Below are 12,121 nucleotides of genomic sequence, written 5' to 3'. Positions count from 1 at the left end.
GAAAAGCTACAAGGTAAGAGGTGTCGCATGCGGGTTTTGATGGTGTTTTTGACGATACTGGCTGGGCCTGTGATGGCGGAGGATGCTTGGGTTAAGCTCGAAACGGAGCAACAGGTGCTCGAAGCGTTGGATGATAAGGCTTTGCGTTACACCACGGCCAAACAGGTTTTTTACCTGTCAGGGCGTACCTTATATGACGCGGGTCGACCCAGTTGGGGCAATTGGCGGCCCCAAGGGGGGCAATACTGTTCGGAATGGCCACCCAATGCAGGATGGGATTGCTATGATTTGTATGTCAGCGGTGATGGTACAAAGGTACGCTTTGTTGGTGGCGCAGAAGGCACGGACATTGCGGTTGGGCAATACGTGCCTGTGCGCGAATGATTTCGGTTGAACTGGTCCTGCTGGGGGTTGTGGCCAGCATCGTGCTTTGGGCCTTGGGCGCGGCACGGTTAAGCCGAACGCTGATCACGCTGCCGATGATTTTCACAGCTGTTGGGTACGGCGTTACCTATCCCGTTGGAATGTTGGCCGATGAACACGCGCTGAACGAAGTGGCGCGGTTTGTGGCCGAAGTTACGCTGATTATCGTGCTGTTTGCAGATGCGAGCCATGTGCGGTTTCGCGATTTAAGCAAAGGATACGGGTTGCCGCTGCGTATGTTGGTCATTGGCATGCCGTTAACGATTATTCTGGGCACATTGGCGGTGTATTTCATTACCCCTGGTGGCAGTTGGGCCGTTGCGTTGTTAACGGCGGCGATTTTGACACCGACGGATGCGGCGCTGGGCGCGAGTGTTGTGGGATCAAAAGATGTGCCGCGTAAGCTAACGCAAACGATCAATGTGGAAAGCGGGCTGAACGATGGTTTGGCGTTGCCTTTTGTGCTGTTCGGGGCAACGGCGGCGGGGATGGCGGCCCGTGGAGCGGGGGCAGGTGATCTGCTGAATGACGCGGTTTTACAGGTTGTTTTGGGGCCTGTGGCGGGAATTGTAGTTGGCGGTGGCATTGCGTGGCTGATGAACCGTGCACAGGGCGCGAATTGGGCCAATGATAGCAGCGAAGCGATTGTGTTCCTTGCCAGCGCCTTTGCGGCCTATCTGGGGGCAAATGTGATCGGAGGGAACGGGTTTATTGCGGCCTTTGTGGCAGGCATGACCTTTGGCAATGTGTACAAACACGATTTGCATTTCATTCGCGAGTTTATGGAAAGCCAAGGGCAATTGGTGACCATTATGGCGTTCTTGATTTTTGGGGCGGTACTGCTGCCAGCGGGACTTGCACATTTCAGTGTTATTCCGTTGCTGATCGCGGCGCTGTTCCTGACGTTGGTGCGGATGCTGCCCATCGTTTTGTCCTTGATCGGAACGAATACGACGTTCGCAGAACGGCTCTTTCTGGGCTGGTTTGGGCCGCGCGGATTGGCATCGGTGTTATTCGCGCTGATCGTGATTGATGAATATGACATCCCGTTTGAGGCGGAATTACAGGCCTGTGTGGTGATGACAGTGTTTGTGTCGATCATCCTGCACGGGATGAGCGCTGCGCCATTGGCAAAGTATTTCGGACGAAAAGATTAAGCCCTAGCGCCCTTCTGGGCCGTCATAGGCGCGTTCAACCTTGGCCACGCGCAACGTGTAATGTTCGTACCATTTTTGCTTGCCCATGTTCTGGGCATAGAGGTGTTCGGACACTTGCTTCCAATTCATCAGCGCGGCCTCATCCGCCCAATAGCTGACGGTGATACCAAGCCCTTCGGTATCGCGGGTGGTTTCGATGCCGATGTAGCCATCTTGTTCAGCTGCCAAAGAAACCATCTTTTCGGACATTGGGCCATAACCCGTGGTGTTATCACTGAGTTGGGCAGTGAAGATCACCGCGTAATAGGGTGGTTCGGGCAGGGGGGCAAATCGGCTCATCCGCAGTAAACCCGTGTGATTTTGCCGTCTTCGCCGATGGCAATGTTCAGACGCGTTTCAAGGTGATCCATCGTTATCATAGTGCCAGGGGTGATGATGCGCACATTTTGGGCATCAAAGGACATGCCCTCGAGCGTGGACTGATCCTGACCAACAAGATTTTGCAGTTGTGCCGCGCCACAATCGGTTTTTGTATCGGCCACTTTGGTATCCAGTTCATCGGCTTGGCAGGCGGTTATCGACAAAGCTGCCAGAGTTAGAAGAATATGTTTCATGCCACAAACCTAGGCAGGCGCGGGAAAGGTTACAAGTGACAAGGGCCGCTGATGTCAGCGGCCCTTGGTATTTATTCAGCGGCGATTTTGATGACAGGTTCCATCTGATCGAGCCACTCTTGAGCCAAGTGGCATTTGATCTGTTGGCTCCCTGCCAGATCTCGCATTGGCGGGACCTCTGTTTCGCACAGGTTATTGGGCACATTGTGTTTGTGCTTGCACCGCGTTTGGAACGGGCAGCCTGTGGGTGGATTCATGGCCGAAGGGATGTCGCCATCCAGAACGATGCGCTTCTTTTCCACCGACGTGTCCGCGATGGGAACGGCAGAGAGCAACGCCTCGGTGTAGGGGTGGTAGGGGGGCGAGAAGACCTCTTCTGTTGTTCCCATTTCCACCACATGGCCCAGATACATCACCATCACGCGGTCTGACAGGTAGCGTACAATGGACAGATCGTGGCTGATGAACAGAAGCGTGGTTTTGTTTTCACGCTGAATTTCCATCAAAAGATCAGTCACCGCCGCCTGAACGGACACATCTAGGGCCGAAACGGGTTCATCCGCCACAACAACTTGGGCGTTGCCCGCAAAGGCACGGGCGATCCCCACACGTTGTTTTTGCCCACCTGACAATTGTCGCGGCATCCGATTGGCAAAGGCGCGCGGCAGTTTAACAAGGTCCAACAGTTCCAACATGCGTTGGTGGCGTGCGGCCGCGTCATCGCCGATTTTGAAAATCTCAAGAGCGCGAATGATCTGGCTGCCCACGGTCATGGACGGGTTGAGCGTGTCAAATGGGTTCTGGAACACCATCTGGATCGACGAAACGGTTTTGGTTTCCCTTTCTTGGATCGGCACAGCTTCTATCGATTGATTGTTGAGCGACACGTTACCATCGGTGGCGGTTTCAAGCCCCATCAGAACCTTCGCAAGAGTGGATTTACCACAGCCCGATTCCCCCACAATGGCGAGGGTTTCGGATTCGCGTGCTTCAAAAGAGATGGTTTCGTTGGCTTTCACCACGCGTACATCGCCCCCGCCAAAGAGCGCGTTTGCCGCCACTTCGTAGTATTTCTTGAGCGTGTCCACCTTGAGCACCACATCACCGGGTTTGGTTTTTTCGGTGTTGTCACCCCCCGTGATTTTGGCGTCCCAATCGATTTCGTCGATCCGCAGGCACCGGCTTTCGTGGCGATCACGATCTGCATCGGCAAGGTTGACCATCGGGATGACGCCACTGTTACAGCGACCTTCTTCGAAATAGTCGCAGCGAGGGCCAAAGTTACAGCCAGGTGGGCGTTCATGCGGCAGAGGGAAGTTCCCCGGAATGGCCACCAATGGGCTGTCGTTTTTGTCTGCCCCTGGCAATGGGATCGAGCGGAACAGCGCCTGTGTGTAAGGGTGCTGCATTTTGTCGAACACATCGGCGATGGAGCCAGTTTCAACCGCTTCGCCTGAATACATCACGCACAGACGGTCACAGGTGTCGAGCACGAGGCCAAGGTTGTGCGAGATGAACAGCATTGATGTGCCGTATTTTTCGCCCAGCCCTTTCACCAGATCGACGATACCTGCTTCAACCGTCACATCGAGCGCGGTTGTGGGCTCATCAAGGATCAGCAGAGATGGTTTAGACATCAGCGCCATCGCGATAACGATCCGTTGCTGCTGACCGCCCGAAAGTTGGTGCGGATAGCTGTCCAAAATCCGCTTCGGGTCAGGCATTTTCACGTCTGTCACCACTTCAAGTGCGAGGTTATACGCGTCCTCTTTGCTGGCGCCTTCGTGGATCATCGGCACTTCCATCAACTGTTTGCCGATTTTCATGGCGGGGTTCAGCGAAGCCATGGGTTCCTGATAGATCATGGCAATTTCAGAGCCGCGCAGATCGCGCAGTTCTTCGGGGCTGAACGTCGATAAATCGCGGCCTTTAAATTTGATCGAGCCGCCGACAATTTTGCCGTTCACGCCCAAATCCATCATCACGCCAAGCGCAACGGTGGATTTACCACAGCCAGATTCACCCACCAGCCCGACTGCTTCGCCGGGCATAACTGTGGTGGAAAAATCCATTACGGCAGGGATTTCGCCCGCGCGGGTGAAGAATGAAATCGAAAGGTTGTCGATTTCGAGGATTGGGCCATCATAGTCCATTTTTTCCATTTTGGTATCTCCTTGTTGTGATACCGTCCCGGGCTTGACCCGGGATCGCTTTGTTCAACGAGACCCCAGATCAAGTCTGGGGTGATGTGGCGCGCGCCGCCACATCAGTCTTTCAGGGATTCTTCACGCAGGCCATCGGCCAGCAGGTTCAAGCCAAGCACCAGTGACAACAGCGACAGGGCTGGTGTCAGGGCTGGGTGGAGGTAGACGGACAGGAGTTTACGTCCTGTGTTAATCGTCGTGCCCCAATCTGGGCTTTCTGGTGGAAGGCCAAGGCCGAAGAAGCCCAATGTCCCAAGAAGGATGGTGGCGTAGCCAATGCGCAGACAGAAATCCACGATCAGTGGGCCGCGCACGTTGGGCAGGATTTCCCACAGCATAATGTACCATGCGGTTTCACCGCGTGTTTGCGCCGCCGAGACATAGTCGCGCGATTTCACGTCCATCGTCAGGCCGCGCATGATGCGGAAGATGGTGGGTGAGTTCACAAAGACCACGGACACGAACACCACCAGAACACCGCCTGGGATGTTGAAGAGATCAAGCCAGCTTGGCCAGAAATCAACCAATGTGCCGCGTCCACTTTCTGAAATAATCGAGAAGTAGAGCAAGCCACCGATGACAAGCACAGCCGCAATGAGCGGCGTGCGGACATGCGGCAGAACGTGGTAGCGCGAGTTCAACAACACGGTGAGGAACACCAGTGGGAAGATAAAGAACACCGCCGCCATGTAAGCTGGGATACCCGTGGCCACGATTTCAGGTGTCACCAGAAGGTAGAACAACAGGATCACAGGGAAGGCGAGGATCAGGTTGGCCAAGAAGGACAAGACGGTATCCAAGCGACCCCCATAGTAGCCCGCGGGCAAGCCAAGGGTGATGCCAACCACATAGCCAAACAATGTGGCCAATGGAGCGATGGCAAGCACGACGGCCGAGCCGTAGATGGCTTGGCTGAACACATCTCGGGCCAAGGTATCGCCGCCCAAAAGGTAATAGGCATATTGCCCTTCTTCTGGTGCGCGCAGCGGTGTGCCCGGAACTTTGTTCTTCATTCCTGAAACTTGCGCTAGCGGGTCGTGGGTTGCGATGAGGTCAAACACGCCCGCATAGATCGCGGTGAACACCCAGAATGTGACCAACGCAAAGCCGATCATGCCAACGGTCGAATCAAAGATACGTCCATAGAGCCCAAGGTTGCGTTTGAACGTGATGGACAGGCCAAAGACCAAGACCATCGTGATCCAGACAGGAATGAACTGCATAAAGATGCGGCCCAGAATTTCGAGAGTTGTTAACGGTTCCATGTGTCTGTCCCCTTAAGAAATGCGGATGCGAGGGTTCAGGTAGACGTAGCCGATATCGGATATCAGCTGTGTCAACAGAACGATCACAACGGAGATGACAGACACGCCCAGAAGCACATCAATGTCGTTATTGCCTGCGGATTGCACCAGCAGCCAGCCGAAGCCTTTGTAGTTGAACAAGGTTTCGGTAATGACCACGCCTGTGAGCAGGTAAGGGATTTGCAGGATGATCACCGTGAAGGGGGCAATCAGTGCGTTGCGCAATGCGTGTTTCATCACGATGTTGCCAAAGGATACGCCCTTTAGACGCGCCGTTCGAATATATTGCGCAGTCATCACCTCGGTCATGGAGGCGCGCGTCATTCGGGCAATATAGCCAATAGAGAAGAGCGCAATGGTCAGAACAGGCAGGGTGAAGTTTTCAAATGTGGCCCCGCCCATGGCAGAGGCCGCCGAGCCTTTGGCCCATTTCAACCCCACAGCAGAGGAGGCGAAAATCGCGATTAGGATAACGCCTGAAACGTATTCTGGCGTGGCTGATGTCACGATGGAAAATGTAGAGAGGCTGCGGTCCATTTTGGACCCTTCACGCATCCCCGCCAGAACACCGATTACAAGCGCAGCAGGCACAGTGAGAAGCAAGGCCCACATCATCAAGAACCCTGTCAGCGACAGGCCTCGCCACATGATAAGCCCAGCATCTTCTTTAGCACGCGTGGAATAGCCCCATTTGCCTTGCAGTACGCCACAAAAGCGGGGGGCGTCTGCAATGGCCATGCCTTGAGTGGCGCACCGACCGCGAACTTCGCCATCCGTACCTTCGATGACGTATCCTGGTAACACGCCGAGCCATTCGCCGTATTTGGTCAGCACTGGCCGTGTATAACCACGGTTGCCAAGCCAAGTGGATACTTGTTCATCCGACATGCGGAAGTTGCCTTGGGTTTTGGCAAGCTTTTCGAGGTTTGGATACAGGTTCGTCAAAAAGAAGACGACAAACGTAAGACATAATGCTGTGAGCAGCATCACGCCCAGTCGGCGAAGAAGAAATAGTCCCATTGGGTTCCCGTTGTTTTTTGTGACGGACCTATTTTAGGCTGATCCGTTCGTTGTGCAGCGAGTTTGCCAGCAGCGGCAAATGCCTAGTGGTATTTAGACAAAAAGGGCCGCACCAGCAGGTGCGGCCCAATTTTTCAACATGTGGCTTAGGCTTTCCAAGCCCACTTGTAGATTTGTGGCAGGTAAGCGATGTGCATATCCACGCCAACCATGTCTTCTTTGTGGTGACGTGTGATCGTGCGCCAGTATGGCTGGATCGTAACGCCTTCCTCAATCATGATGGCCTGAAGCTTGCTCATAACCGCTTTACGCTTGCCAGCATCCGCGATGGAGTTTGCTTCTGCCAGAAGAGTGTCAAACTCTTCGTTTGCAAAACCAGATTCGTTCCATGCTTCACCAGATTTATAAGCCAGCGCCAGAACCTGTGTGCCCAAAGGACGGTGGTTCCAGTTTGTGGAGGAGAATGGGTATTTCGCCCAGTCGTTCCAGAATGTGGAACCTGGCAGAACAGTACGTTTTACGTTCATGCCAGCCGCACGCATTTGCGCCGCAACAGAGTCTGTCGTTGCTTTGCGCCAGTCATCGTCAATGGAGTGCAATTCCAGCTCTGTGTCGAGCATGCCTGCTTCTTCCATCAAAGCCTTAGCTTTGGCTGGATCGTGCGGGATGCGAGTGACAGAGGCGTCATGCTCTGGGTGAACTGGGCCAACGTGGCAGTTGTCCGCAGGGATACCCTGACCGTTTACGCCAAGTTCCAGAACAACAGCATTGTCTACAGCCATTGCGATGGCCTGACGAACGCGCTTGTCTTTGTACAGATCGCTGTTTTGGTTTGGACGCACAACAACTGTGGCACCAGACACAACATCGGACTGTGTCAGGCCGAGACCTGTCATCACGTCGATGAATTCGCCTGTGGATTCCCAGTTCATGTCGATTTCATCGGCGTCAAAAGCAGCTACGAATGCAGCGGCGTCTGTGCCGTAGTCGATGAATTCGATGCGGTCGATGTAACCACCTTTGCCAGCGGCGTAACCCCACCATTCGAAACCTTCGTTCCGTTTGATCGCGCCTTTAACGCCAACTTCCAACCCGTCTGGAACCATGTAGCCTGTACCAACTGCGGTGCCGAGCATGTCTTCTGGGTTATGAGAAGAGTGAACGATCGCAGCAGGGTAGTCCGCCATGCCAGGAATGATTGTGATGTCTGGGTTTGGCAGGGATAGTTTAACAGTGTGGCTGTCCACAACAGTGATTGCGCCGTCCAGAGCTTTGTTTGTTTCAGGATCAATCAAGGAGGACATACGGCCCGCCATTGAGTTACCTTCAACGTCTTTTTCACACCAGCCAGCGATGTTGCGTGCAACGTCTTCGGCTGTGAAATCGTCGCCGTTGTTCCACTTAACGCCTTTGCGCACGTTCAGAGTGTACTCTGTCGCGTCTGCGTTTGCTTCCCATGACTCAAGCAACATTGGCTCAAAAGAACCGTCGGAATTGTACTCTACGAGGTACTCCAGCCAACCTGCTGTGTATGTCGCGATTTGTGTCCAGTCGTATGTGCGTGGATCTTTCAGCGCACGGACTTCCATTTGCATGCGGATTGTGCCGCCTTTTTTGGCGTGTGCCGCTGCTTCCACTTTTTGCGCGCCGATAAGGGCGTACGCAGCTGTAGATGTCAGACCCAAAGCAGTTGTACGGGCCAGAAACTCGCGGCGGGACAGTTCGCCTGCTGCGTGCTCTTTGGCGTACATTTCTGCCACTGGATGCGTGTTGATAGGTGTCGTGGTCATATTTTTCTCCCTGATAGACCAAAATCTTGAAACAGATGAACATAGCGAGGTTTAGCTTGCAACCCCTGCCACTGCGCAGTGCAGTGAATGTGATCTGGCACTTTTTCTAATGTGAGCCGGTGATGGCTCGTTTTTACGTGCCTACCCATAACGCGCGGTAACTTGCGGAAAATGCTGAATATTAGCGACATATCCTGTCGTGTTTGCGACAGGTGGTTGGGTTTGGGGAAATTTTAAGGTGAATTGAGTTCAAGTGTAGTCAAGAAATAAGCAAAGGTGTTTTGGCCGCATTTTGCGCTTGAACGTTATTTCTGTGCGGATTGGCGGAACTCTTTTGGGGTTTGGCCCTGTTTGGCAGAAAACAACCGCGTGAAATACGCTGCGGATGAAAAGCCAAGATGATTGCTGATTTCGAGGATCTTGTGATCGGTGTTGGACAGCATCATGCGGGCCTCTGCCAGAACACGTTCTTGGATCAGGCGCGAGGCTGATTTGCCGTTCACTTGCTGGCATACACGCGTCAGATGAGTAGGGGTCACGCCTAACTCTTGTGCGTATTCCGCCAGTGTGCGGCCCGTGCGGTATTCTTTTTCCAAAATATTGACGAAACTCTCCATCAGGCGTTCGGCCGCGTTGGATTTGGTTTCTTTGAAATGCTTTTGCGCCATGCGGGCCACATTTACCGCCAACAGCCCCACAAGGTATTCCACGGACAGATTGCGCCCGATGCCTGTTGAATTGAATTCAGCAAACACGCGGTCAAATCGATTGGCCACCTGTTTTTGATCCATGAGATTTAGGATCGGCAGGAAAACATTTTGCGACGGCAGGGCAACGGCAATTTCGGGGTCCATTGTGACCACAACGCCAAACACGTTTGACGACAATTCCAATTGGTGTGGTACATCGTGGGGGATGAAGATAACCGTGTTTGGACCAAAGGATCGCGTGATGCCGTTGATCATGCAGCGCCCGTTGCCTTTGGATATCCAGAAGAATTTGTTTAAGCCGTTACAGCTGTCGAGCCGCAGCTCGGGATGGCTGGAGCGTAGCGTTCCCGCAAGTGAACCCACGTAAACGCGTTGCTCGGAATCTGGGATCAGCGGCGGGTTGGTGTCGTCCATCGAGGCGTCCTTGGCAGAGTAAGCGGCAAGCAGTGAATTCTGTGAGAAGTCACTAGAGATCAATTTCGTGACGTTTTCAAGAAGGGGTTGCGACAATTTTATGGAGTTCACGTTCGGGTAGCGCTTGGGCGGGGTCAATGTGATGCCAATTTGCCATTTTAGACCGAAACCATGTGCGTTGGCGTTTGGCATACTGACGGGTTTGGGTTTTTGCCTGTTCGATTGCCGTATCAAGATCAAGGTCACCGTTGAGATGTGACACCAACTCGCGGGCGCCGATGGCCTGTGCTGAGGGAAGGGTCGGGTCCCACCCGTCTGAAATATAGGCGCGTACCTCGTCCAAAGCGCCTGCCTCCATCATGAGATCAAAGCGGCGGTCGATCCGTTCGGCGAGCCAGTCACGATCTGAAGTGAGCGTGATTTTTGCTGCCGTGTCTGGGGCAATCAGGGGCGGCGGAGTTTCAGCCTGCCACGCAGACAGCCCCTTGCCAGTGGCATGGACCACTTCCCAAGCCCGTTGCAAGCGGGCGGGATTGTTTTGGTCGATTTGCGCCAATGTCGCAGGATCGCTGGATTGCAAATCTGCAATGAAGCCGTCTTTCCCCTTTGACAAGCGAAGGGCATTTCCGTCGGCGCGCAGTTGGGCTGGAATTTCGGGTATTTCCACCAAACCTTTTGTCAGGGCCGCGAAATAAAGCCCCGTGCCACCGATGATAATCGGGCGCTTGGTCGTTTGGGTTAGCGTTTCTTCGACATCGCGCAGCCAGTGCCCAACGGAATAGGGGGTGTGCTTGCCAATATGCGCATAAAGGTGATGGGGGGCTTGAGCCTGCTCTTGCGCATCTGGGCAAGCGGACAGAACAGACCAACAGTCATAGACTTGAAGCGCATCGGCATTGATGATGCAGCCGTCAAACATGGCGGCCAACCGCAAGGCCAGCGCGGATTTGCCCGAAGCCGTTGGGCCAGCGATCAAAATTGGTGCAGGTCTATCGTTCATTTGTGTGTTCATAGGGCAAGAGCCCGCAGTTTGCCATTGAAACGGAACGGGTTTTCCGACAATTTGCCGCGAAGCAATAAATTTAAGGAATCGCGCATGTCTACAGACGGCCAAGACGGTTTGAATCCGACCTTTAACAGGGTCATGTTGAAGATTTCCGGCGAGGCGCTGATGGGCGATCAGGGGTTTGGATTGCATCCCCCCACCGTTGAGCGCATCGCCAAAGAGATTAAATCCGTTCACGATCTTGGCGTTGAGATTTGTCTGGTTATCGGCGGCGGCAACATTTTTCGCGGGTTGCAAGGCAGTGCGCAAGGGATGGAGCGTACCACTGCGGATTACATGGGGATGCTTGCCACGGTAATGAACGCGCTGGCGATGCAAGGTTCGCTGGAAAGCCTTGGTATTCATACGCGGGTGATTTCGGCCATTCCGATGGATCAGGTGTGCGAGCCTTACATCCGTCGTCGCGCGGTGCGCCATTTGGAAAAGAAACGGGTGTGTATTTTTGCGGCTGGCACAGGCAATCCATACTTTACCACGGATACTGCGGCCACCTTACGCGCCAATGAGATGTCTTGCGAGGCGATCTTTAAGGGCACGCAGGTGGATGGGATTTACGACAAAGATCCAAAACAACATGCAGATGCTGTGCGCTATGACACTGTTTCATATGATGAAGTGTTGCAGAAGAATTTGAAAGTTATGGATGCAAGTGCGATTGCGCTGGCCCGTGACAACAATAAACCGATTGTCGTGTTTTCGCTGGATGAGCCTGGTGGCTTTGCTGGGATTTTGCGCGGTGAGGGGACTTACACTAAGGTAGGGTAAAACCTATCTAACAAAAACAGAGGGCGAAACCACGGCCCCGAAGGAGTATATGATGTCTGACGAAGTCGAAATTGATCTGGATGATTTGCAGCGCCGCATGGATGGGGCACTTGGGTCTTTGAAAACTGATTTCTCGTCATTGCGCACGGGCCGTGCGTCGGCGTCCATTTTGGATACGGTTATGGTCGAAGCTTATGACAGTCAAATGCCGCTGAACCAGTGTGGTACGGTAAATGTGCCAGAGCCTCGGATGATTACCGTAACAGTATGGGACAAAGGGTTGATTGGTGCCGTTGAGAAAGCGATCCGCAATTCGGGTCTTGGTATTAACCCTGTTGGGGATGGCATGACCATTCGTCTACCCATTCCAGAGCTGAACGAAGAACGTCGGCAGGAACTCGCCAAAGTGGCAGGGGGCTACGCGGAAAACGCGCGTGTGGCTGTACGCAACGTGCGCAAAGATGGTATGGACCAAGTGAAAAAGGGCAAAAACGCGGGAATGGGCGAAGATGATCAGAAAATCTGGTCTGATGAAATCCAATCTATGACAGATGCCGCCATTGCGAACATCGACAGCGCGTTAGAGGCGAAACAAGAAGAAATCATGCAAGTATAAGTCAGGCAAACTGACACAGCAGATTAGAAAACGGGCAG

General features: G+C 53.6%; 12 protein-coding genes. 4 read left to right on the top strand and 8 right to left on the bottom strand.

The annotated features are described in order from the left end of the window. The first annotated feature begins 27 nt into the window (after window positions 1-27). Complete coding sequence (locus tag QBD29_RS11335) at window positions 28-384, top strand: hypothetical protein (RefSeq protein ID WP_280098204.1); 357 nt, start codon at window positions 28-30, stop codon at window positions 382-384. After that, entirely contained in the window at window positions 381-1,580 is a 1,200-nt protein-coding gene (locus QBD29_RS11330) for a sodium:proton antiporter (RefSeq protein WP_280098203.1), read from the top strand. Before QBD29_RS11335 ends, QBD29_RS11330 begins: the two co-directional genes overlap by 4 nt. A gap of 3 nt (window positions 1,581-1,583) precedes the next feature. Here QBD29_RS11330 and QBD29_RS11325 read toward each other — a convergent pair whose 3' ends face one another. From QBD29_RS11325 to miaA, 8 genes are all read right to left on the bottom strand, one after another. Then, window positions 1,584-1,919, bottom strand: a complete 336-nt coding sequence (locus QBD29_RS11325) for an antibiotic biosynthesis monooxygenase (protein WP_280098202.1) — start codon at window positions 1,917-1,919, stop codon at window positions 1,584-1,586. After that, window positions 1,916-2,194 carry an I78 family peptidase inhibitor gene (locus QBD29_RS11320; RefSeq protein WP_280098201.1) on the bottom strand — a complete coding sequence of 93 codons (279 nt, stop codon included), beginning with the start codon at window positions 2,192-2,194 and terminating at the stop codon, window positions 1,916-1,918. The genes QBD29_RS11325 and QBD29_RS11320 overlap by 4 nt, the downstream gene beginning before the upstream one ends. A 71-nt stretch (window positions 2,195-2,265) precedes the next feature. Next, the gene (locus tag QBD29_RS11315) at window positions 2,266-4,356 is read right to left on the bottom strand and encodes an ABC transporter ATP-binding protein (protein ID WP_280098200.1); all 2,091 of its coding nucleotides are present in this window, start codon (window positions 4,354-4,356) and stop codon (window positions 2,266-2,268) included. Window positions 4,357-4,460: 104 nt separating this feature from the next. Continuing rightward, on the bottom strand, window positions 4,461-5,663 hold the full coding sequence (locus tag QBD29_RS11310) for an ABC transporter permease (protein WP_280098199.1): 1,203 nt from the start codon (window positions 5,661-5,663) through the stop codon (window positions 4,461-4,463). A gap of 12 nt (window positions 5,664-5,675) precedes the next feature. Continuing rightward, window positions 5,676-6,722, bottom strand: a complete 1,047-nt coding sequence (locus QBD29_RS11305) for an ABC transporter permease (RefSeq protein ID WP_280098198.1) — start codon at window positions 6,720-6,722, stop codon at window positions 5,676-5,678. A gap of 146 nt (window positions 6,723-6,868) precedes the next feature. After that, window positions 6,869-8,512 (bottom strand): ABC transporter substrate-binding protein, encoded by a 1,644-nt coding sequence (locus QBD29_RS11300; RefSeq protein ID WP_280098197.1) that lies wholly within the window; start codon window positions 8,510-8,512, stop codon window positions 6,869-6,871. Between the two features lie 305 nt (window positions 8,513-8,817). Continuing rightward, entirely contained in the window at window positions 8,818-9,636 is an 819-nt protein-coding gene (locus tag QBD29_RS11295; RefSeq protein ID WP_280098196.1) for an AraC family transcriptional regulator, read from the bottom strand. A 76-nt stretch (window positions 9,637-9,712) separates the two neighbouring features. Beyond that, entirely contained in the window at window positions 9,713-10,636 is a 924-nt protein-coding gene (miaA, locus tag QBD29_RS11290; protein WP_280098195.1) for a tRNA (adenosine(37)-N6)-dimethylallyltransferase MiaA, read from the bottom strand. 96 nt (window positions 10,637-10,732) lie between these two features. On the opposite strand from miaA, the gene pyrH reads away from it, so the two are divergent. After that, complete coding sequence (gene pyrH, locus QBD29_RS11285; protein ID WP_280098194.1) at window positions 10,733-11,467, top strand: UMP kinase; 735 nt, start codon at window positions 10,733-10,735, stop codon at window positions 11,465-11,467. A gap of 49 nt (window positions 11,468-11,516) precedes the next feature. Next, on the top strand, window positions 11,517-12,083 hold the full coding sequence (gene frr / locus QBD29_RS11280) for a ribosome recycling factor (protein ID WP_280098193.1): 567 nt from the start codon (window positions 11,517-11,519) through the stop codon (window positions 12,081-12,083). Window positions 12,084-12,121 lie beyond the last annotated feature (38 nt).

This window comes from Amylibacter sp. IMCC11727 (assembly GCF_029854195.1).
Lineage (GTDB): Bacteria > Pseudomonadota > Alphaproteobacteria > Rhodobacterales > Rhodobacteraceae > Amylibacter.
The sequence above is the reverse complement of the archived record's forward strand: the minus strand, read 5'-3'. Positions and strand labels throughout refer to the sequence as shown.

Bases quoted from the DNA above. Each gene is read 5' to 3' on its own strand.
- QBD29_RS11335 (WP_280098204.1), top strand. From the start codon at position 28: ATGCGGGTTTTGATGGTGTTTTTGACGATACTGGCTGGGCCTGTGATG.
- QBD29_RS11330 (WP_280098203.1), top strand. From the start codon at position 381: ATGATTTCGGTTGAACTGGTCCTGCTGGGGGTTGTGGCCAGCATCGTG.
- QBD29_RS11325 (WP_280098202.1), bottom strand. From the start codon at position 1,919: ATGAGCCGATTTGCCCCCCTGCCCGAACCACCCTATTACGCGGTGATC.
- QBD29_RS11320 (WP_280098201.1), bottom strand. From the start codon at position 2,194: ATGAAACATATTCTTCTAACTCTGGCAGCTTTGTCGATAACCGCCTGC.
- QBD29_RS11315 (WP_280098200.1), bottom strand. From the start codon at position 4,356: ATGGAAAAAATGGACTATGATGGCCCAATCCTCGAAATCGACAACCTT.
- QBD29_RS11310 (WP_280098199.1), bottom strand. From the start codon at position 5,663: ATGGAACCGTTAACAACTCTCGAAATTCTGGGCCGCATCTTTATGCAG.
- QBD29_RS11305 (WP_280098198.1), bottom strand. From the start codon at position 6,722: ATGGGACTATTTCTTCTTCGCCGACTGGGCGTGATGCTGCTCACAGCA.
- QBD29_RS11300 (WP_280098197.1), bottom strand. From the start codon at position 8,512: ATGACCACGACACCTATCAACACGCATCCAGTGGCAGAAATGTACGCC.
- QBD29_RS11295 (WP_280098196.1), bottom strand. From the start codon at position 9,636: ATGGACGACACCAACCCGCCGCTGATCCCAGATTCCGAGCAACGCGTT.
- miaA (WP_280098195.1), bottom strand. From the start codon at position 10,636: ATGAACGATAGACCTGCACCAATTTTGATCGCTGGCCCAACGGCTTCG.
- pyrH (WP_280098194.1), top strand. From the start codon at position 10,733: ATGTCTACAGACGGCCAAGACGGTTTGAATCCGACCTTTAACAGGGTC.
- frr (WP_280098193.1), top strand. From the start codon at position 11,517: ATGATGTCTGACGAAGTCGAAATTGATCTGGATGATTTGCAGCGCCGC.